The sequence below is a fragment of the Cellvibrio sp. ATLC23 genome, assembly GCF_057196725.1.
On sequence record NZ_JBXUOS010000016.1, the window covers coordinates 22,890 to 44,504 of the forward strand.

The 21,615-nt window shown below is 45.5% G+C and carries 16 protein-coding genes; 4 read left to right on the forward strand and 12 right to left on the reverse strand.

The window, feature by feature from the left end:
• Positions 1-272 precede the first annotated feature (272 nt).
• Positions 273-3,086 (forward strand): sensor domain-containing protein, encoded by a 2,814-nt coding sequence (locus AC2CG4_RS19560; protein WP_484487863.1) that lies wholly within the window; start codon positions 273-275, stop codon positions 3,084-3,086.
• A gap of 94 nt (positions 3,087-3,180) precedes the next feature.
• Positions 3,181-3,891, forward strand: a complete 711-nt coding sequence (locus AC2CG4_RS19565) for a FadR/GntR family transcriptional regulator (protein ID WP_484487864.1) — start codon at positions 3,181-3,183, stop codon at positions 3,889-3,891.
• 92 nt (positions 3,892-3,983) lie between these two features.
• Here AC2CG4_RS19565 and AC2CG4_RS19570 read toward each other — a convergent pair whose 3' ends face one another.
• The 6 genes from AC2CG4_RS19570 to AC2CG4_RS19595 all read right to left on the reverse strand — a co-directional run bounded on the left by AC2CG4_RS19570 (position 3,984) and on the right by AC2CG4_RS19595 (position 8,116).
• On the reverse strand, positions 3,984-4,391 hold the full coding sequence (locus tag AC2CG4_RS19570) for a GNAT family N-acetyltransferase (protein ID WP_484487865.1): 408 nt from the start codon (positions 4,389-4,391) through the stop codon (positions 3,984-3,986).
• Between the two features lie 123 nt (positions 4,392-4,514).
• On the reverse strand, positions 4,515-4,964 hold the full coding sequence (locus AC2CG4_RS19575; protein WP_484487866.1) for a DUF3291 domain-containing protein: 450 nt from the start codon (positions 4,962-4,964) through the stop codon (positions 4,515-4,517).
• 135 nt (positions 4,965-5,099) lie between these two features.
• Positions 5,100-5,777: a hypothetical protein gene (locus AC2CG4_RS19580; protein ID WP_484487867.1), complete on the reverse strand. Its 678-nt coding sequence runs from the start codon at positions 5,775-5,777 to the stop codon at positions 5,100-5,102.
• Positions 5,778-5,851: 74 nt separating this feature from the next.
• Positions 5,852-6,685: a S1 family serine peptidase gene (locus AC2CG4_RS19585; protein ID WP_484487868.1), complete on the reverse strand. Its 834-nt coding sequence runs from the start codon at positions 6,683-6,685 to the stop codon at positions 5,852-5,854.
• Positions 6,686-6,885: 200 nt separating this feature from the next.
• Positions 6,886-7,563, reverse strand: a complete 678-nt coding sequence (locus AC2CG4_RS19590) for an HNH endonuclease (protein ID WP_484487869.1) — start codon at positions 7,561-7,563, stop codon at positions 6,886-6,888.
• Between the two features lie 121 nt (positions 7,564-7,684).
• The gene (locus AC2CG4_RS19595; RefSeq protein WP_484487870.1) at positions 7,685-8,116 is read right to left on the reverse strand and encodes a hypothetical protein; all 432 of its coding nucleotides are present in this window, start codon (positions 8,114-8,116) and stop codon (positions 7,685-7,687) included.
• A 513-nt stretch (positions 8,117-8,629) separates the two neighbouring features.
• On the opposite strand from AC2CG4_RS19595, the gene AC2CG4_RS19600 reads away from it, so the two are divergent.
• Positions 8,630-8,818, forward strand: a complete 189-nt coding sequence (locus AC2CG4_RS19600; protein WP_484487871.1) for a hypothetical protein — start codon at positions 8,630-8,632, stop codon at positions 8,816-8,818.
• 721 nt (positions 8,819-9,539) lie between these two features.
• Here AC2CG4_RS19600 and AC2CG4_RS19605 read toward each other — a convergent pair.
• The 5 genes from AC2CG4_RS19605 to AC2CG4_RS19625 form a co-directional block, all read right to left on the reverse strand.
• A complete protein-coding gene (locus AC2CG4_RS19605) occupies positions 9,540-12,758 on the reverse strand; it encodes a glucuronyl esterase domain-containing protein (protein WP_484487872.1) in 3,219 nt (1,072 codons plus the stop codon).
• Between the two features lie 383 nt (positions 12,759-13,141).
• Positions 13,142-14,260: a helix-turn-helix domain-containing protein gene (locus AC2CG4_RS19610; protein WP_484487873.1), complete on the reverse strand. Its 1,119-nt coding sequence runs from the start codon at positions 14,258-14,260 to the stop codon at positions 13,142-13,144.
• Positions 14,261-14,533: 273 nt separating this feature from the next.
• Entirely contained in the window at positions 14,534-16,429 is a 1,896-nt protein-coding gene (locus tag AC2CG4_RS19615; RefSeq protein ID WP_484487874.1) for a family 43 glycosylhydrolase, read from the reverse strand.
• A gap of 189 nt (positions 16,430-16,618) precedes the next feature.
• Positions 16,619-18,565, reverse strand: a complete 1,947-nt coding sequence (locus tag AC2CG4_RS19620; RefSeq protein WP_484487875.1) for a glycoside hydrolase family 97 protein — start codon at positions 18,563-18,565, stop codon at positions 16,619-16,621.
• A gap of 79 nt (positions 18,566-18,644) precedes the next feature.
• The gene (locus AC2CG4_RS19625) at positions 18,645-20,009 is read right to left on the reverse strand and encodes a family 43 glycosylhydrolase (RefSeq protein ID WP_484487876.1); all 1,365 of its coding nucleotides are present in this window, start codon (positions 20,007-20,009) and stop codon (positions 18,645-18,647) included.
• A gap of 224 nt (positions 20,010-20,233) precedes the next feature.
• Between AC2CG4_RS19625 and AC2CG4_RS19630 the strand changes: the two genes are divergently transcribed.
• Entirely contained in the window at positions 20,234-20,425 is a 192-nt protein-coding gene (locus tag AC2CG4_RS19630; protein WP_484487877.1) for a Thivi_2564 family membrane protein, read from the forward strand.
• Positions 20,426-20,509: 84 nt separating this feature from the next.
• On the opposite strand, the gene AC2CG4_RS19635 is transcribed toward AC2CG4_RS19630, so the two are convergent.
• Positions 20,510-21,580 (reverse strand): aldose epimerase family protein, encoded by a 1,071-nt coding sequence (locus AC2CG4_RS19635; protein ID WP_484487878.1) that lies wholly within the window; start codon positions 21,578-21,580, stop codon positions 20,510-20,512.
• Positions 21,581-21,615: the final 35 nt, after the last annotated feature.

A 21,615-nucleotide genomic window follows, 5' to 3' on the forward strand; every position in this document is an offset into this window, starting at 1 on the left:
TTTTATTACACCCTATTACATCTAAATCCACATAACTCAATTGAATCGTTATTAACCCTTGTAAAACAGCGATAAATAGCGATAAAAACTTATCTTCTTATGGGTTAAAAAGCACAATTGCACTGCGGCGAAATCATTTGGTTCTAATAGATGCTAAGGTCAGTGATTGTTAATTTCTATCGCTTCGACAGCTCGCCATTGCACTGCTATATTTTTTAACATTCAACGTGCGCACGCACGGGAGAGGTTCACAGAAGGATTGGTTAAGGTATATGGCATCCAAACCACTATTTGATAGCGCGGAGTTTTATCGCCGGGCACAGGTGCAACTACAACAACTGTCGGCACGCCCTCCCATATTGGAATTAACCCCACTACAAATTGCCGAGCGCGAGCTGCAGGTCTATCGCCTTGCACTGGATTTGCAGCGCGATGAATTACAGCAACTGCAGCAACAGATGGATGAGCTTAATCGCCAGGAAAATGCGCAACTGGAAGCCCTGCGCACCAGTGCGCGGATATTGGAAGCATCGCAAAGTATCGCCAAGGTTGGCGGAGTGGAAATGGATGTTGCCACTCGCAGTATTTATTGGACTGATGAAACCTATCGCATTCACGACACCACCCCGGAAGAATACGTACCTGCTCTCGATGAAGGATTTGGCCTCTATCTACCCGGCTCGCGCGAACGTATTGCACAGGCACTGCGGCACGCCATGGCAACTGGCGAAGTGTTTGATATAGAAGTTGAAAAATACACTTTTAAAGGCAGAAAAATTGACGTACGCACCACCTGCACCGCACAAATGGAAAATGGCAAAGTGGTGCGCTTAACCGGCATTTTTCAAGATATTAGCGAACGCAAACAAGCCGAGCGCCGGCACCAACATCACAATCGTATTCTGGAAATGTTGTTGGCCAAGGTGCCACTGCAAGAAACATTAATACAATTAGCAATGGACATAGAAACTCTGCTGCCGGGTAGCTTTTGCAGCATCATGCTAGTTGATAACGACGACAAACATTTACACAGCGCGGCGGCCTATGGTCTACCCGATTTTTTTATCGACGCAATAAATAAATTGCCTATCGGCGAAGGCATGGGCGTATGTGGCAGCGCAGCATTCTTTTGCCATAGGGTAGTCATCGTCGATGTGCACTCGCATCCATGGACAAAACGCTTTAGCGAAATTGCCGCGCGCGCCAATATTAATTCCTGCTGGTCGCAACCCATTTTTTCTGCGCAGGGTACGGTATTGGGCACCTTTGCGCTCTATCATCGCCACAACCGCAACCCTTCCGATGCTGAAATTCATTTAATCGAAAGTGAGGCGCGCCTGACGTCACTCGCGATTGAACAATCCCACGCTGAATCACGTTTACATTTGGCAGCAAGCGTTTTTACCCATGCCAACGAAGGTATTTTAATTACCGATGCGCAAGGCAATATTATCGAGACCAATGAAATTTTTAGCCAAATTACCGGCTATAGCCGCGATGAAGTGCTCGGCCAAAATCCGCGTCTATTACAATCCGGGCGGCACGACGCTGATTTTTATACTGCACTCTGGAGCGATTTAATTAACAACGGAGACTGGCACGGTGAAATTTGGAACAAACGCAAAAACGGGGAACTTTTTGCGGCATTAATGACAATTAGTGCGGTGCAAGACATACACGGTGTTGCGCAAAACTATGTGAATTTATTTACCGATATCACGCCGCTTAAAGAGCATCAACACCAACTGGAATATATCGCCCACTATGATGCTCTCACCGGTTTACCCAATCGCGTGCTCTTGGCCGATCGTTTAAAACAAGCGATTGCCCATTGTCATCGCAATGAGCGGTCACTCGCGGTGGTGTATCTCGACCTGGATGGATTTAAAGCAGTCAACGACCAACACGGTCACGATATGGGCGATCAACTTTTGGTAAATGTTGCGCATCGGCTTAAAGAAGTGCTGCGCGAAGGCGATACGCTGGCGCGCATTGGCGGCGATGAATTTATTGCCATCATGGCGGATTTAGAGGGCGCCAATGATCACAAAACTGTGCTAAATCGTTTACTCAGCGTCGCAGCAGAACCGATTCTGCTCGAGCAACAATTGCTGCGTGTATCGGCCAGTATCGGCGCCACACTCTATCCGCAAGACAATGCGGATGCAGATCAGCTGCTGCGTCATGCCGACCAAGCCATGTATATCGCCAAACAAGCGGGGAAAAATTGTTATCACCTGTTTGATGTCGCCAAAGATATAGCCACCAAACATCACCGCGAATCGCTTGAACATATTCGCGTAGCGCTGGATAAAAAAGAATTTGTGTTGTTCTATCAACCCAAAGTGAATATGCGCACCGGTGAGATTATTGGCGCAGAAGCCTTAGTGCGCTGGCAACACCCCGAGCGCGGCATCTTATCACCCTCCGCATTTTTACCGGTGATTGAAGATCACCCGCTCAGCATTGAGCTCGGCGATTGGGTCATCGACACCGCTCTACAACAAATTTCACACTGGCAAACCCAAGGCTTAAAAATGCCAGTGAGTGTGAATGTGGGTGCGCAACAATTACAACAGAACAAATTTGCCGAGCGCCTCGCGCAACAACTTGCACAGCACCCGGATGTCGCCGCCGATTTTTTAGAATTGGAAATTGTGGAAACCAGCGCGCTGAAAGATATAGCCGAAGTCGCCGAATTAATGCGCGAATGCCGCGCGCTGGGAGTTCATTTTGCAGTAGATGATTTTGGCACAGGCTATTCGTCGCTCACCTATTTAAAACGCCTGCCTGCGGGACTATTAAAAATTGATCAGACCTTTGTGCGCGATATGCTCGACGACCCGGATGATCTGGAAATCGTAAAAGGCATTATCGGTCTAGCCAATGCCTTTCACCGCAAGGTTATCGCCGAAGGTGTAGAAACTATCGCACACGGTGAGCTATTGATTCCTCTTGGCTGCGAGCTCGCTCAAGGTTACGGCATAGCCCGCCCTATGCCAGCGGCAGACCTACCCGAATGGGCGGCGAATTGGCGACCTCACACCCGCTGGACAGCAGCACAACCAGCGCGCGCCGCACATTAAATCCTATTTATAAACGCTAATTCTCAGATTGTATTATTAACAATAAATCGTTACCCTTCGTTCATCTTTTTGCCTCTTTTGGACGACAATAACGATGGCCATTCTTGATCGCAACTTCAACCTCTCACAGCGCATGGTGCAAGAACTGGGGCGCACGATTATTTGCGGCGAATTCGCCGATGACAGCCTGCCTACTGAAGCAGAACTTTGCGAAAAATTTGGCGTGAGCCGCAGCGCAGTGCGCGAAGCGGTAAAAATGTTATCCGCCAAAGGTTTGATTACCAGCAAACCGCGTCAGGGCATTCGCATCCAACCCGAAGATCAATGGAATATTTTTGACCCGGATTTACTGCGCTGGACCCTAGAAAGCCGCCCCACCCTCAAAGTGCTCAAAGAATTTTTACAAGTGCGCATCGCCATCGAACCCGAAGCAGCATCACTGGCTGCGCGCTACGCCGACGATAAAAAAATTGAAGCAATTGAACACGCACTGGAACGCATGCGCAAAGCCGAAGAAAACAGCAAAGAAGATCTGGAAGCCGATATCGCATTTCACATCAGTATTTTGTACGCAAGCAACAACCGTTTTTATATTCGCTTGCGCGATTTTATTTCCACCGCCCTGCGCGTCAGTATCAGCCACACCAGCCCCATCAAAGGCAACCACGAAGGCATTGTAGAAGACCACGCAAAAGTCTTTAACGCGATTAAAAACCGCAACCCCGAACGCGCCAAACAATCCATGCTGGCATTGATCGATGAAGCATTGAATTTTATCGAAGACGCCATTGCCGCTGAAAAATAATTTTCTTGTTTTCAAGAAATTCGCAAAAACAAAAAAGCCCAAGTTGTGAATACAGCCTGGGCTTTTTATTAACAGTGCATCGCTACGAATAGTTAATGTTCTGTGCCTGCATAAATCCACATAGGTTCCGTTCTTCCTGCACGGACAAAACCTACGGCTTTATAGAATTCAATAGCTTCACCATCAGCTGTCAACATTTGCTGATGGAAATTGCCATAAATTGAATTTAAGGACAAAACCATTCTTTTGCCGATACCTTTCCTTTGGTGTTCGGGATGCACAAGCATATGCGGGTAATATACAACCAAATATCCATCAGAGATGGCATTAGCTATACCAACAAGTACACCAGAAACTCTAGCAGTAACAAGCGAATGTGAATTTCTTAGCGCCGCCAATAATTGTTCTGGCTTTTCGGCAGAAGACCAATTATTAGCTCGATAGAGCTTAATGACTTCGCGATCTTCGATAGAGCCATTTACTTCAATTTCAATGTCCATGATTTGCTTTCCACTTGATGATGGCAATTTTTAACGCCACGGTGCGGAACAATTGCGAGTGGCAAGCAAACTAGATTTGCGTTACAGGTATTGATTTTCTACCACAGTCGCTTGTTATACGATTTATGACTCATACACAAATGGCTTTGCAAATGTAAAGGCGGCCATACTTGACCCCGCCTTTTGCAAAAGCTCTAACCTTTCCTTTCCTTCCGTGACAGATGGAATGTGCCCCATTGGAACCCACCACAGCGCTTGGTGAGGCTTTGTCATTTTATTAAACCATGCATCGCGATCACGAATTAGTTCAACGTGAAGTGATTTATATACATAATTTTTTAATGCATCAATATTTTCCCAAACACTCATATTGACAAGCAATAATGGATCGTCGAAAGCTTGTAGTGCAGTAGCGTCGCCCTCTTCAGTTTGGAGCCGCCAGACAAAACCGGGCGAATTATCCGCGAGTGCATTAATTTCAGCCAAACGATCAACAAACCCTTTCATCAAAGCAGAGTCCATTGGAGCTTGCGCATGAGCTATATTAATTTGTGCCAAATGATACCGATTCATGTCATTCCTTACTCTTCGTATAACGCTAGCATTAACTGGCATTTTTCCGCAGTGTTTTGGTTATGTGTGTTTCACCTCTAATAATTCAAAATGACTACCATTTTGCCATCATATATTCGGGAATTAGGAGTGTTTTTATTGATATAGATCCCAAGGTGCATCGGACATACTTCTTGGATCTTCTCCCCTTGCAATCTTCCAACCGATATCAATTATATCTGATGGCCCATTTTGCCAAAATAGTTTGATTGCTTTAGTGTCACTTTCTTGAACCATAGCCGTAATAATTTTACCGTCATTAGCAATAGCAAGAACTATCATCTTTCGAGCCGTTACAGGAATGCGTACTGTCGATCCTCTGTCGTCTTTGACTTGATAAGCTGTATAAGTGCTGCTTTTTATTGCTTGAAATAAGATATCTGAAATAGACCCTTTCCACCCCCTTCTCGCTGACACATTTTTTATCTCCTGAGAGTGCTTCTCAGCGTGAATGTCGCCATACTTTTCGTTACCTTCTAGTAAATATATATAACCACTTGATGTCGATATTCTCACAGGATTGGCTGCTAAAAACCTAACATCATTTTCCTTCAATTGAAGTATAGTGGTACTATTTACAATTCTCTGAAAAGCTTTCGCCTGCATTGCCTGTGGACTATTATTAGCCATCTCTTGCGCTTTTCTTTGTGCAGTCGCTTCGGGACGGTTGTCGACAAATTGAAAAGCGTGCCCACAACCATTCTGATTTTGAGAAAATTGATTTGCAACTGGTCGATTTTTGTTTTCTTGTGTTTTGTTTGCGTGCGTATTCATTTCTGTAATCCTCTATCTATCAGATGAGAACTTGGGCCGAGTGGACAAATAACGTCGAGCTAATCGGCGATTTGTTAGGCTTTTGCTTTTGCGGTACGCTCTGCCATATCAATGGCAGCCACTTCTAGAATTTCTTGAATTGCACTAATATGCCAAACCTTACCTAAATCTGATTCTGCGTTTACTCTACCTGAATAAATACCAAGAAATTCCCAAGCCTTATCAGAAGTTAACTTTGCCACAATTTGGTCATTTTCAATTGTTCTATATCCGGAGGGTCTAAAAGCAATTACAGCTGAACCAGATTGTCCTTGACGTGTGCGACAATCAATAAAGAACACAGGGTTATCGGGGGTAATAAGGTCAAGCTCTTGAGCCAAAAAGCCAGTTGCCCAAATAGGAAAACGCTTTGCCGAAGAAAGCCCAAACGGATAGCCAATTACACTAACAGGTTCGGCAGGGCTTACTAAAATATTTTTTCGATCAAGGTCTGTTTGGAGATTATATGCAAAATTATTTATATCATCTCCCCATGTTAAGTTAAGCGCGACAACATCTACTTTAGCGCCCAACCTCGGATGTTCGAACCAATAAGGAGAACCGTCATCTCTATAAAGTGGCAATTTAATTGGTAGCCACTCATCAACTTCATCTGTATTTTTATGGAAATATATAACTATATTATCTGGAATAGCTAGAGCCTTACTTATACATAAATCTGTTTCTTGATGCCTACCGGTAACATTGTGGCGATTAGTAATTAATGCACAATGTGATTCTCTATTGTTAGCGACGGTAAAGGCTGTACCGCTACTAAGTAGTGTCTCTCCAAAAAACATTTCAATATATAATGATTTTAGTGTGGGAATTTCTAAACTGTATTTTTTGCAAAGAGATTCTTCGTCCATTGATGATTTACCTTAATTTGAAAACACAATATTTCTTATTGCCGATACACTCCAACCGACGGCTAGCCTAACGCCGAGTTCAGCCACAGTGTGTAAGTTGGTTTTTTGTGGAATACTTTTGCGTAGCAAAACCACAAAAAAGCGACTTACACTCTGTCGAGCGCACGAAGTGCGCGGTGCTGGAACGACTTGTTATAAATTTACTTGTTATTTTTTAACTCCCATAAATGTTCTATAGGAGATTCGTGTAAAATATTACAAAGGGATGCGCTCTTCTTTCTATTGCACCCTTTATGAATTACCCGTAAATTTTCGACAGTTGATCTGCCACCCTTAGAAAAAGGGATTATATGATCAAATTCTACTTCATTGTCTTTTACTGGCTCATTACATTCTTGACAAATTTGCCCGTCACGACGAACAACTTTTAGCATTACATCTCGTGGAATGTTTCTGGAATGCTTTCGTCTTTCTTTTGTTTCAGTCAACGGCTCTGCCACAAAAAACACAGGACATACATGGCCAAATACACGACAAGAAGCTTCTAACAGCACCTTCGGTATTTCGGTAGGATAATTTTCTTTATTAAAGTTCTGCACTAATTCAGTAAACCACTCCTTTCTCGCATCATCAATTGGAGCACCAGAACCCAAAATTCCTGTCTCTAAACACTTTGTTAGATATTGATTGTGCTCAACTGCCGCTTCTTGTAAAACGGGCAACAAAGGAAATTCTTCTACTACAGGGCCGTACGGACAATAATGCAATTCCCAACAAGGCTTACACAACTCTCGCGTTCTTTTTTTCCAATCATCAAGAAGTTCTTTTTCATCATCTGAAGGATCATATCCAAGTGACTCTTTAATTGAAGGATGCATTCTCGATTCTCATTTTTATAACGTTGCGTTCACCTGCGGATTGTAAGTAGCGCGTTGCGATAAAATTCGCGCAGCGATATTGCAAAAGCGCTACTTACAATGCGTCAGGTGGAATGCCTTGTTAAGGATTTTGTTTGGGAGTCAGTGCTTTGTATGCCTTGTAAAGTCCCACACAAATTAAGATATATGATGGATATATAACATAAACCCCCAACTGCCGAACAGCGAATGAAGCACCACCACCCTCTACATTCGAAGCAACAATTATTGCGATAAAGTAGAGAGCATAAAGAATCAACCCAGCAACAATGAAAGCGGTGCCAGGCTTTTTTGAGGGGAGCCGATCAGCAAAATTTTGATGTTTAGTGAAGATATGTGCCACCAAATAAAGAACCCCAATACTTATTATTAATAGCATTGACATAATAACTGAGGTTGAAATTTTCATACTTTTTATGTTTGATTCAAAAAGAACCAAAATCGGCATAATAAAAGCACTTACTGGAACAAACTTAGATAGCAAAATGGTAAGACCCATATTTATATAGAACATTCTATTTTTCCTTAACGCCAAGTTCAGCCGCAGCTTGTAAGTTGATTTTTTGTGGAAATCTTTTGCGTAGCAAAACCACAAAAAACGACTTACAAGCTGTCGAGCACACGAAGTGTGCGGTGCTGCAACGCCTTGTTATAAATTTACGCATGAATGAAGGGACGAAGAAAGATGCCCGTACGAAACATGCGACCAATTAACCAAAACTCGCACGGACTAGATGGAGCTGCATCCGAGCAGAACAAACTTTAAGAAGCCAATAAGGCCAATTAACACTGCGCTAAATTTAGCACATTCTAGTAACCGAGAAAATTGAAAATCTCGCGACCAGAGGCTCGAACAAAGGCAGATAGACTTTTTAAAACTACGTTGCTTTAAATTTTTAGAATGCACGTTAACACGAGGTGTTCTTGTATTTATAACGCCAAGTTCAGCGAGTGCGCTGACTAAACCAACTAAAAACCAAGGCTTACCACGCATCCGCTGGAACGCCTTGTTATGTGAGGTGACGAAGTGCAAGAGTTAGTTAAAAAATTAAACGATTTACCGCCAAGCGATCAGTTTTGGCGCAACGAATGGCAGTTTACAAAGCCAGTATTTACACAGAACAGCAGGCAAGGCACAGACCCGCAAATGTTCTTTGTTTTCTTTGAAAGATTGCCTGCAAAGCTGAAAAAGCACATTAAAAGCGCCAGCACATAACGTTTAGCACAACGGCAGTTTGTAAGTTGTGCGTTGTGGAATACTTTTGCGAAGCAAAACCACAAAAGCGCGACTTACAAACTGTCCAGCCGCGCAGCGGCGTGTTGCTGCGCCTTGTTATGGCAGCGACGGTTTGAACTGTTAGAAACTACGTTTCTACAAAACCAACCGAAACTACCGATTAAAAACACTGCTGCGATTATTCACAGCAAACTAACTTAGTGGCAAGCCACAATGCGAAGTGCGTTTTGAGCGATACAACTATTAGCACCGGAACGACACTGCATACTTTGAAAATTACGATAAAGCCAAAAAGTATGTGCTTGCGATGATATTTCTACGAAGCACGTTTAAAAACAATTCGCACGCTATAACAGTTTATTCAAAGGCCTAAGCCGTATATTTGCGAAACACGCCCACTTTACATTACCGAAATATGCCTAGCCATCGATAAGTTAGATTGAAGCAAGAAATAGATTTGAAGATATACGGTTCAGTATATTTGAACATATACGGCCAACTAAATTTAAGAGCCTAACGTCCGCGTCAGGCACCTTACTGCTCTTATAAGCTATGGGAATTAGAGACTATTACAGCATTTTCTGCCAGTCTGAATTACAGGCTATTACCCCATTACTCTTCCCGTAAAAAAACAAAAAGCCAACATTGCGTAAACAATGTTGGCTTTTTGTTTAACTCGCCCTCCTTGGTGGCAACACAATTAATTCAACGTTGGTGTAGTCCAATCTACCCAGTCGTTGATATTGGCGGATGCGTTTGCGCGCGCATTAATTCCGCCGGTAGTCGCCGATTCTTTTTTCAGGAAGCGGCGAATGTTTGCTTGCAGTGGCGCTTTGTGTTCCGGGCGGATGGAGCAGTGTGAGCCATCGGCTACGTTGGAGTGGTAGGTGATGGAGCTGGTTGCGCCGAGGGCTTTGTACACTTCTGCACCCGCAAGTGCCGCTGCGTGTGCTGATTTCGGCCCGAGGTTGGCGATGTGCGGGTTGTCCATGATGAATAATCCGCGCGGTGCTACTAGTGCAATTATCTGATGCGTGTCTACCGGTAAACGTTTTGTATCTGCAGTGTAATTACCGAAGGCATCGCCCAACCAATAAGTTTCACCGTAGGCACTGCTTGGGCTTTGTGCGCCTTCGCCGGGAATACCGCGCCAGATGGGAACGCCGCCGCTGCCGGATTCAAACGGCATAGTTAACGCGATGCGCTGATCCAATGCGCCAATAGCAAATGCACCTTTACCAAAACGTGAACAACCGGTTACGCCGATGGCATCGGGTTTCAATACCGTAGTACCAGATTGCTCCAGCACGTCGATAATACGGCTCACGCCCCAGCCCCATGCGGCTAACAAACCTGTTGAACTGTTGTTGCCATAAATGCTGTAGAAAGCGCCGGTTTTGTTACTGCGGCTGCCCGACTCGGCGCCAACCACGTAAGGATCGTAAACAATAACTGCAACACCTTCCGCTTTAATCGTTGCGGTGTCTGCACCAAAACCACCGAGCACAACCACAGCGGGCACCGGCCCACTGGTATTGCTTGGCATTTCTACTCGCGCGCTAAAACTTGCCGATTTACCTTGGTGCTGCACATTCACGGTAATTTGTGAATTGCTCACAGTGCCAGTTACGGTTTGTGGTTTGCCCGGCTTAGTGCCGTAGATTGATGCTTCAACTTGCTTCAAGGTTTCCTGCCGCTGACAGCGCCAATCTGCTTTGGATGCAATGCGCGCGCCGTTATATTTTTTAAACGGATCAGGCAATTTTGCATTGCTGGTTGCAGCGGGTGGATTGCCCAAAATGCAATCTGCACCTTCATTTTCTTTACTGGCAGTACCGGGGTTCGTAGGAGGTGTCGTTGTTTCCACCAACTTGCCGCCGGTTGATGAATAAATCGCAAAGCCTGCAAGCGTTGCGTTATCTACCAACGTCGTTAAATCGATATTCAATTTGCCATCGGTCACTTGCACATTATCCACAGTGTAGCTGTATGCCGCGTTCGCACCGATCAATGAATAAAGATCTACTTGATACATCTCTTGCTTGCCTTCAACCGATACGTTGAACGAACGACGGCCCACCGTTGTTTGATAAATTTCCGCGAAGTGCAGTTCGATAGAGTAAGTCGAATTAGTGACTGGAATTTCATAACCGTAAGTGCCGTAGCGTTCACTTTGGAACAGTGCACCTTCTGCGACGTTGCTGATGCTACTCGTGGTGCTGTGTGCCGTTCCGCCAGTGCTGTATTGATCGGTTTTGTATTGCACACCGTTGTAATTCACTTGCGCACCGCCCGCATTAATCGCCACCACCAACTCCGGTCTGGTTGAAATAATTGAACTGGAACTGGATGAACGCGCTGAGCTGGTGGATGACAGCGAACTGCTGGATGTTGCGGGAACAATCACACTTGACGATGAGCTGGAAATAATCGCCGATGATTGGCTCGATCTGGATGAACTGGCAACCGAACTCTGGCTGGACGTTGCATTAGTGGCAAGGTAATTCATCAACCAGGTCATCGCTGGGCGCGGTGTACCGTTTTCTTGAATCAGGCCGGTGCCATCGCGCCAGGTTTTGCCCACTACATAACCCCACAAAGTAATCCCTTTGACCGAAGGATGGTTATAGAACAGCGGGAATTGCTGTTGCATCACTTGCAGCTGCTCCTGGTCATTGGTTTTTTCGATGTCATATTCTGAAATATAAAGCGGTAAACCCAATGCTGCGATTTGATTCAACTTGCTGGTGGTTTCTGACAATGGGCGATCCGCGAGGCCGTGCGCCTGCATACCCAATGCATCTACCACACCGGCATTAATCGCAGGGGTTGCCATGGTGATAAATTCAGCGGTGTTCCAACTCAGCACGTTGTAATCGTTCAAAATCAATATTGCGTTAGGGCAATATTGGCGCGCCAGCTGGAAGGATTTAATAATCCAATTATTACCAAATGCATTTTGTGCAAAGGCTGCCGGGGCATGGCCGGGGGTAGCTTCATTGACTACATCGATCATCGCGGTATCCGGGTAGCGCGCGCAGTAGTCGCGAATCCACTCTTCAATTTCCGCCGCTTGCTCCGCTGCACTCAAATTATTAATCCAACTCGGGAATTGGCTACCCCACACCAGAGTATGCGCTTTCACCGGAATATTGTGCTGCCGCGCATACGCGTAAATACGGTCGAGCGGCGCCCAGTTATATTGGTCGCGTGTGGCCTCTACCGAGCCCCACTTGCCTTCATTTTCCGGCGTGATTTGATTCCAGTAATTAATAAAATCAGATCGCACTGCACCTGAGGTAGTGATATTGCCGACAAATTTGCGCGGTGCCGGTGCCACTGAAGATCGGCTGCTGGACGTCACTGCAATCGAGCTGGGTGCTACAGAACTGGGAACGGAACTGCGGCTTGAGCTGGGCGCAATCGAGCTAGGAGCGACAGAACTCGGCGCGACGGAACTGGGAGCGACAGAGCTTGGCGCAACACTGGATCGCACCGAGGACACAGCGCCGCCATTACAGGCTGCGCCATTAATGGTCGGGCGCTCAGCTGCTGCGCCATTATTTTTATTTCCCTGAAAGCCAAAGGAGATAGATTGACCCGGAGCTATATTGCCATTCCAGCCCAGATTGCTTGCTGTGTAGGGGTTCGAACCAGAAAGATTTGCATTCCAGGAGTTGGTGATGCGGTTGGCGGAATAACTCCAATTAATATTCCAATTATTAATCGCCGCACCTGTATCATTTTTGATAGTGATGCTCGCGACAAAACCGGTATTCCATTCATTATCAATATTGTAGGTACACGCTGCAGAGGCGCCTTGCGCCGCAACGGCCAACAAAGCACCAGCAGTAACCAGATGGCAAGTTCGTTTAAGAGCCTGAGCAATGTGCCCAGGAAATATTGTTAAGCTGCGCATTATTTTAATCTCCGATAAGAGTAGCGATGGAGCAATAGAAAGTGTTTCAGCCAATGGTTGTTGGCCTAACGCTGTAAACCCAATGTGAGGAGTGAGTAAAACTGCATTTATTGTTATGTAGTTGCAAACCCGCAATTAAGGGGTGGAGAGACGAGGAAGATAGCGAAATTTGACTAAAAATCTTTTCATTTTTCGCACAACCTCTTTCAGCGTGAAAAAAATGAAAACAATAATGCGAATAATGAAAGGGATTTAAGCTGCTGGAAGCACCAACCAATCTCCATATAAAATATTTTTTGCCGATAAAATTATCGCTGTGTGCTTTATTAAAACAATTGTGTGCTTTATAAAACAATCGTGTGCTTTACCGTGGATGATCTGCCCTATTGCAAATCATTTGACTGGTACAACGTTTTGAAGGTTTTTGGCGCACAGCCATATTCTTGCTTAAACAACTTATTAAAGTACGGCACATTGTTATAACCCACCGCATAAGCGATTTCAGAGACATTCACATGGGTGCTCTCGGTTAATAGACGCGCCGCCTCAGTCAGGCGCAGCTTGTTAAGATAACCGGTGAACGTCAGCCCCAACTCTTCTTTTAATAGGTCATTTATCTTATTCCGATTCATATTGAGCGATGCAATTGTCGCCTCAAGACTTAAATCGTGATTGGTGTATTCCGTCGCCATATAACGCAGCAGCGCTTCTTTTTCTTTGTCTTTTTGTGGCGCGATAAATAATTTTTTATAGGCCATCAACGGCTGATCATCCTTAACGCGCGCGCGTATCTCCAGTGTCAATTCCCTTGTGTAACGGCGCAGTTGCCACACAAAAAACAGCAGCCATAAACACGCCACCAAAATACTGGCGCCATAAATATAGCGCGGCGCCGAACCAGACAATTGAATGTCGGTCAGTTTTACAGTAGACAAGGTATCAACCGGACTTTGTAAGGAATTCACCCAGGCAAAGCCCATGGTTTTATCGAGCCGATAGCTTTTTTCACTGTAATCAAAACCGTATCGCCCCAACCACCATTGCGGCGTTTCCAGATCATCCAACTCAATGGTGACCTTATTCCAGGCTTGGGTGCAGGTGAAGGCAGTTGAAGATACACGCCGGGTGACCAAGTTAGTTAAATCAGTCACCTTGTCGTCAAAACTAAACAGGGTAAATAACAGCACATTTTTGGGGTCACAACTAATACTGAACGACACAGTTTGATAAGCGGTTAGATCCACCTGCAGTGCAGTTTGAATGGCATCGACAAAATAGAGGGAATAATGGCTATAGGGAAACTTCTGCGCCGGATCAAGCAGAAACTCATATTCCAAATTTCCCACTTCATTTTTTACCTGTAATTGGGTTTTTCCTTTTGGTTGTTCCGGCTCTATCGCCATCTTCCATACCAAACTTTGGTCGCGCTCAGGAAACAATGGCAGGCTCAGCTGGGATTTTTTATAACCTAGATAAAAAATGCATGCGCTCAAGATCATCATAATAAATGACCCAATCGCCACATTTCGATAAAAGCCTGCCATCGCTGAAAAACCAGATAGAAATACACAAAAATCCCGGTAAAAATCAGCACACGTATAGCCGCCAACAGAAAATGCCGGGAACGAATTATTATAATTGAACAGTTAGTGCACTTGTATACATGTGACAAGTACTATTGTCAATGAGGACCAGGGATGGGAGTGGTAGCTAAAAAGCGGGGAGTAGGGGAATAAACTCCCAGGCAGAGCCTGGGAGGCAAGTTGGATAATTCGCTAGTCGATTGGCTTCAATTGAAATTTTTGGCAGTTGGAATCTGACCATTGGCTCTGTGCAAAATTGGTGTAATTGGCCAAACCGCAGTGGGCCAAATCCAGAGCCAGATTACTTTTTCGGTTCGCCAATTTAACCGTGCCATCGGCAAGAAAATCTACTTGCCATTGAGCGTGAATATCACCACAGGCAGCCAGTTCGGCATTGCTGCCCGGCACTATAGATTGATTCGCAACCGCGATGCATAAAGCAGAATCGTTACTGGATTGAATTTGGTAATAGCCCTCTTGTGTATTGACCAATAACCAACGCTGGCTCGCCTTGTTGTGCCATTCGTCTTGCTCGATGTTACTACCCGCTTTCGCGGTTGCGGCAGTAATAGCCTTACCACTTTGCACACTGGTAATCGCTACTTGTTGTACCGGTTGAATACGCCACAAATTACACGCGGGTTTTTGCGCGATAAATTGCGGCACATCTTCTACGGATTTTTTGCCCGCTACGGCGGGGGCAGGTTCTTTGCAATCAGCAAATTGTAATTCCTGTTTGGTTTGCGCATTCACCAGCGTTGACCAGCCCTTGTCGTGCGGCATCAATCGCCATTGTTGGCAGGGTTGGTTGTACCATGGAGCCGCATTTAAATCTGCCGCTTTACTTGCACTGCATTGCTCACCGCCCTGCCCTAAAAATAATCCGGTCGCATTCACCAAACGGTAATTACCATTGGTGGTGTAATCCAGTGTCCAACTTGCCGCGGCGCTATTGCAATCTGCGCTGTTGATCTTGCCGTTTGCATCTGCCACGCATTGGTGATTCGCTTTGCTAACTAACTGTACTTGTGTGCCTTGTACCCTGGTAATCAGCGGGCCATTTTCGCCGGAGGGAGAAGTGACTTTTTCACCGGCTGCCACTGGCTCGCCAAAATTAGGGGTACCGTCATCATTCCAGGCAAATTTTTGTGCACGCAGCGAGCGCGTTGAACTGCAACCTTCTAACTCACTGGCGTTGCCGTGATAAATCAACCAATCTTCACTGCCATCGGGGGATTTAAAAAAGCCATTGTGGCCGGGGCCGTAAACACCATTGGCTTTGCTAAACACCGGTTGATCGAACTTATGCCATGATTCAGGCTTGAGCGGATCATTACCCACTAATTCAATCAAACCCAATTTGTAATCCGGTGTATTACAAAAGCTCGCCGAGTAGACCATATAGGTTTTGCCATTACGTTTAATCATTTCCGGCCCCTCATTGACTTTCATACCGGAAAATTCCCATTCGTATTGCGGGCGCGAAATCATTACTCGCTCACCGGTCACCGTCCAGGGGTTAGTCATTTTAGAAATCCAAATCGTTTGCTCGTCTCTCACCCATTGCGACCAAAGCAAATATAACTCGCCATTATGTTCAAAATAATTACCGTCGATATTCCAGATATCCGGCATTGGTGAGCCTTTATAAGTGTAAGGACCAAGCGGATCATCACCCTGGCTTTCAATCACACTTAAATGTTGGCGATCATAATTTTCCGCGACACCCGAGGTATACATCACATACCAGCGATAACCTTTTTCTGTTTTCAGGCGATGAAATTCAAACGCCCAAAAATTACAGCAGCGCTCCAATTCGCTTTCAGACCAAATATGGATTGGCGTTGCGCTGGCAAGCCCTGCAAGCGTAGGCGACTTACGCATGACTAGCTGTGAGGTCCAGGTTGTGGTGGTTAAATAATAATTGCCTTGGAAATATTCCAACCACGGGTCGGCACCATTGGGAAAAATGGGGTTGGTGAAGGTGTTGGGATCTTGCTGCGCAGCTTTCTTTGGTTCAGTTTGTTTGCCTGCGCAGCTCAAGATACACATTGGCAGCAACAGGCAGGTTAATACTTTTTTAATCATTGTGTTTTCTCTCTCACTTTTACATTTTTTTGTATTTTTTTGTAGGTTGCTGGTGAGGAACGAACCGCAACATGGCCATACCGCCGCGTAAACCAAAAGCCAAGTGAAGCATTGAACTAGGTTTCGGTAAGGGTTGATCGATGGTCATGTTGCGGTTCGCAGGCTCACCAGCAACCTACGAGTAAACATTTATTTCAACACCATCACAAATCCAGCACTTGGGCGCAGCGTAAGGGTGTGTGGTTTTTTGTTATCAATATTTTGCTGGGAGAAATCGCGCTCTGCTTCACCACTGGTAATTAATTCGCCAGTTTTATCGCCCACAAAACTCAAATCCAACGTCAGAGTTTTAGCTTCAATTTCCGCATTAATACCGGCGATATACCAAGCTTCGCCCGCTTTACGTGCGATCACCACAAACTTGCCCGGATAGCCATCAATAAATTTCACATTGTCCCACTCGCGCGGCAATTCGCGCAGGAAATTTTTAACGTACTCGGGCGCAGTCGCCATGCCCTCTGGAATTTCGGCAAAGTGTTGAATGCCGGAAATCATCAATACCGATTCAGCCAACTCAAATGAGTTTTCGGTTACACGCTTAATGTTGGGAATATCGCCAAACGCCATAGGCGTGTAATCCATAGGATCAAATAAATTTCGCACGAATAATGCGGTGACAACATGTTGCGCAACCAGGTCTTGGTCGGCTTGAGAAAATGTAGTGAATTCAAAACCCTTGATCGATTCCATAGTCATCAAATTGGGATAGGTGCGCTGCCAACCGCGCGGCAGAGTCGCGCCGTGAAAATTGACCGATAGATGATGGGCTGCCGCATCGCGTAAAATATCAATGTAATACTGCATAAAGGATTGACCGTCACCGCCGAAGAAATCAATTTTCACTCCCTTAACACCGATTTTTTGCAAGCGGGAAAATTCTGCTACGCGCAGCTCGTGGGAAATTAATTGGCTCTTGGGCGTGTAGGGAGTTTCATTCCACGCGCCCGATGAGTTGTACCACACCAATACGCCGATATTTTTTTGTGCGGCGTAATCCACCAATTCCTGCAATTTTTCGTAACCGATTTTTTTATCCCAATCGGCATCGATCAGCGTGTAGTCCCAGTGCATATCAGCGGCATAATCGATGAACTTTTTCTGCACCTCGAAGGTGGTAAAGTCATCTTTTAAAATTGCCCAACTCCACGAACTATGGCCGGGTTTAATAAAGGACTGATCCATCGCAATGGCGGGCGCAGCTAAATCTGTACCCAAAGTGGATTCCATTAATTGCGCCAAAGATCCCAACGCAATAATTCGCCATGGGGACTCCAATGTGTCAGCTGCATTCGCCAATAGCGCACCTTTTTCACCCGTTGCTGAAATAAATACTTCTGCTGGTTGCGGTGGGGCGAACCTGTACTCGCCGGTGTTTTCACCTAACTGCAAATGGGAGCCGTGCCAGCTGCCATCCATACCTGTTTCAGAAATCGCTACCCAGGTTTCGCCTGAATTAAACAATGCAGGAAAAACCCAGCCCTGTTTTAACGTCGATTCGGTGCCCACTGGCACGCCGGTTTGATAATGTTCTTCATAAGAGGGGTTGGTATTGCTCCAGCCAGTTTGCGCGACGGACATGGGTTGCAACCAAGCCTTAGCAGTAGGAGATAAATTAAAACTGGTGATCTCTTTTACAAATTGTTTCTTGGCAATAACAGGATCATTCACACTATAGCGAAATGCCACACCATCATTGGACACACGAAATCTAATCTGCAGTTTTTGTTGTTGCGCGTTTTTAACAACAAATGTCTGTTCATTGGCCTGGTAACTAATCTTGCTCTTTTTACCTACGCCCATAGTGTAATCGTCAGTTACCTCAACAACTGGCGATTGTGATTCAATCGCTAGATTGCGAGTAAAATCTGCTGCGGTTAATTGCAAGCCCAAATCCGATTCGAGTACAACCGGCTGTGCCCCACGCGAAACCGAATAGGCCATTGTATTCCGCTCAGTGATATAAACCTTTACCTGTAGTTGTTGATCGGGGCTGGCCAGAAAATCGGGAACCGATTTACTGCATCCCGCCAATATACAGATACCGAGCATGACCAAATAACTGCCTATTTTTTTCATTTTTTGCCTCATCTTTATTAATAGCCAATAAAAAACTACAGCGCATTTAATACGCTGTAGTTTTTCAGGTGCCAAAAAATTATTTCAGCCGGGTCAAACTAAATTGTTGATTGGTTGCACCTGTTGCATTCCACTGGATCACTTGCGCACCATTAGCGGTACTCAAATTAAAAATATCCAACGGCAAATTGCTCAGTTGCGATTTAAGCGTGTAATAACCACTGCTATTGGTCAGACTCCACTTTTGCCCTGCACCGCCCCAGTAATCCCACTGTGCGATGTTGGCGCCTGCAGCGGTTGAGTTGTTATACACATCCATACTTTTCAAACTGGCCGCATTAATCAGACTGTAATATCCGGTGCCCTGATTAATCAGATACCACTGCTGCGCGCGGTAATTATTCCAAGTTTCTTGCTGGATCATGGCGCCGTTAGCGCTAGATTTTGCTGCGGGCATTAAATCTTTATTACTGTGACGTGCAGTGATGCGATACAAACCATCACTCACCCCACCGCAACTGGCTACTGAAAAATTGCGCGTCAAGGTTGGCCAGCCATTGCTGTAAGTCATTTTTAAAATGTCGAGTTTGGCTGCACCGTTATCATTCAAATCGTAATAGTGAGTGGACACATAGTTACAGCCGTCTTGCTTCAACACACCAATATGACCCGGGCCTTTGTATTTGCCATCGGTATTGGGCATGAGTGTACGCACACCAGTGTAGGGGCCGTAAATTGAAGTAGAGCGTGCAACCTGCACGTAATAGGTGCTGCTCGCCCCCTTACAACAAGCACCGCGATTGATAAACAAATAATAGTAATCGCCATTGCGAGAAATATAAGGCGCTTCAATATCGGCGTGATTGCCGCCGTAAATTTTGCTCACACTGCCATTTAATTTCCCACTACTTTGATTAATTTCCGCAATGCCAATACCGCCAAAAAATGAGCCGTAACTCATATACACTCTGCCGTCGTGGTCGCGATACAGCGCTGGGTCGATCGCGTTAATTTCTGCACTGCCGCCCCATGATTCGACCACAATGCCCAAATCGGTCCAACTGGGTGACGTGAGTGATGCAGTGCGCGTAACACCAATAGCCGACACCGAAGTTCCGAAAGTAGATACCGAGTAATAGAGGTAGTAATAGCCATTCATATGGATGACATCCGGCGCCCAGAATGATCCGCTGAAGTTGGGAACCTTGCTGTAAATCCATGAAGGGTAAGTAGTAAATACCGGGCTAGCCGCCCCAGTCCATGTAGTCAGGTTGGTCGATGTTGAATACCAAATGCCGGTACCGGTGGTGAAATGAAAGTAGGTATTGCCGTCTTTAGTGATAGTGCCAGGGTCGTGCGAGTTGATTAAGCCAGAGAGAGTAATCGCCGATGCGGTAAAGCTCAGCACCCAAAGGCCAACGCCTGCGAGTAAACGTGTAAACATAGTAGTCACCTGCAAATTATTGTTATGAAGTAGGTTGTGATTGATCTTGTCTTAATATTATAAGACAAATAAAGTGTACCCAGAATTGGCCGAATTGGCCAAGGTTTTTTGCGGGTATTTTCAGCCAAGCCCTTCTGTGTGCTAGCGCACCGCCTCCCGGATCAGCCTGCCCTATGCTGCACCTAACAATTACCAATCAATGGTAGTGCTCAAAGGAGAAAAACATGGATCTTATTATTAACCTTACCGTCTATCTGGTCATATTTGGCTTGATTTGGTGGCTGGTCTCAATGCTGCCTTTGCCCGCTCCCGTGGCGCAAATTGTCCGGGTGCTATTCATCATCATGCTGATTCTGATCATTCTCTCAGTATTTGGAATTGTCCCCGGCGGCTACCTGCCTAGGCTTAATCTATAGTCCCATTAGGGAGTGAATACCTGCCAAAAAGAACGCCCAATACTTTTCAGTACTGGGCGTTTTTATTAACACTCAATTAAGCCGCTATTTTACCGATAACTTAAAAATAGTACGGGTTTTATATTCCTCACCCGGGCGCAAGACTATCGACGGAAATTGCACTTGGTTGATGGAATCGGGCGCGTGTTGTGGCTCCAAACAAAATCCGCTGCGTCTTTGATAGGTAATACCTTTACCGGTTAAGGTGCCATCTAAAAAGTTACCGGAATAAAACTGTACCCCCGGTTCTTCAGTAAACACTTCCAGTACACGGCCAGTCGTATTTTCTTCAACACGCGCGGCAAGCGTTATCGCTTTGTACGCTTTTTGATTGATTAAAAAATTGTGGTCGTAACCAAAACCGTTTTTAATCTGCTCGTGCTCGGTGTTAATTAATTCACCTATGGCGCGCGGGCTGCGGAAATCAAACGGTGTACTGGCGACGGGCATGGGTTCGCCGACCGGAATTTGAGCATCGTTAACTGCATTGATGTGATCCGCAAAAATGTGCATCTGGTGATTAAGAATATCGCCATTGCCAATTCCGGCAAGATTAAAATAAGTGTGCTGGGTCAAATTAACCGGCGTGGCTTTGTCGGTAGTAGCGAAGTAATCCACGACGATTTCATCATCATGAGTGAATTGATAGGTGACGGTCACATCCAAATTGCCAGGAAAACCTTGGTCGCCATCTTCGCTCAATAAATGTAGTGTCAAAATGGGGCCATTTGTATCTTCTGCTGTGGTTGCGCTCCAGATTTTTTTATCAAAACCGATGGGGCCGCCGTGTAAATTGTTGCTACCGTTGTTTGCGGCAAGCGAATAGGTTTCACCATCCAGAGTAAATTGTGCATTGGCGATGCGGTTGCCCACGCGGCCAATCAGCGCACCAAAATAAGGGCCGACCTCTAGATAAGGTTCGAGGGTATCAAAACCTAATACCACATCGGCAAGCACACCATTTTTATCGCGCATGTGCCACTCGGTGATGATGCCGCCGAGGGTAATAATTTTTATGCTACTGCCCTGCTTGTTGGTCAAGGTGAATTCGGTTACCGCTTCACCTGCTGGCGTGGTACCGAATAATTTTTGGGTAATTGCCGTGGTAGTTGTCATTAAGAATATGCTCTCAGATTCTGTTTACTTTGGTA

Coding starts and splice junctions, on each gene's coding strand:
- AC2CG4_RS19565 (WP_484487864.1), top strand. CDS start 3,181: ATGGCCATTCTTGATCGCAACTTCAACCTCTCACAGCGCATGGTGCAA.
- AC2CG4_RS19570 (WP_484487865.1), bottom strand. CDS start 4,391: ATGGACATTGAAATTGAAGTAAATGGCTCTATCGAAGATCGCGAAGTC.
- AC2CG4_RS19590 (WP_484487869.1), bottom strand. CDS start 7,563: ATGCATCCTTCAATTAAAGAGTCACTTGGATATGATCCTTCAGATGAT.
- AC2CG4_RS19610 (WP_484487873.1), bottom strand. CDS start 14,260: ATGATGATCTTGAGCGCATGCATTTTTTATCTAGGTTATAAAAAATCC.
- AC2CG4_RS19605 (WP_484487872.1), bottom strand. CDS start 12,758: ATGCGCAGCTTAACAATATTTCCTGGGCACATTGCTCAGGCTCTTAAA.
- AC2CG4_RS19580 (WP_484487867.1), bottom strand. CDS start 5,777: ATGAATACGCACGCAAACAAAACACAAGAAAACAAAAATCGACCAGTT.
- AC2CG4_RS19630 (WP_484487877.1), top strand. CDS start 20,234: ATGGATCTTATTATTAACCTTACCGTCTATCTGGTCATATTTGGCTTG.
- AC2CG4_RS19585 (WP_484487868.1), bottom strand. CDS start 6,685: ATGGACGAAGAATCTCTTTGCAAAAAATACAGTTTAGAAATTCCCACA.
- AC2CG4_RS19635 (WP_484487878.1), bottom strand. CDS start 21,580: ATGACAACTACCACGGCAATTACCCAAAAATTATTCGGTACCACGCCA.
- AC2CG4_RS19620 (WP_484487875.1), bottom strand. CDS start 18,565: ATGAAAAAAATAGGCAGTTATTTGGTCATGCTCGGTATCTGTATATTG.
- AC2CG4_RS19560 (WP_484487863.1), top strand. CDS start 273: ATGGCATCCAAACCACTATTTGATAGCGCGGAGTTTTATCGCCGGGCA.
- AC2CG4_RS19575 (WP_484487866.1), bottom strand. CDS start 4,964: ATGAATCGGTATCATTTGGCACAAATTAATATAGCTCATGCGCAAGCT.
- AC2CG4_RS19595 (WP_484487870.1), bottom strand. CDS start 8,116: ATGTTCTATATAAATATGGGTCTTACCATTTTGCTATCTAAGTTTGTT.
- AC2CG4_RS19615 (WP_484487874.1), bottom strand. CDS start 16,429: ATGATTAAAAAAGTATTAACCTGCCTGTTGCTGCCAATGTGTATCTTG.
- AC2CG4_RS19625 (WP_484487876.1), bottom strand. CDS start 20,009: ATGTTTACACGTTTACTCGCAGGCGTTGGCCTTTGGGTGCTGAGCTTT.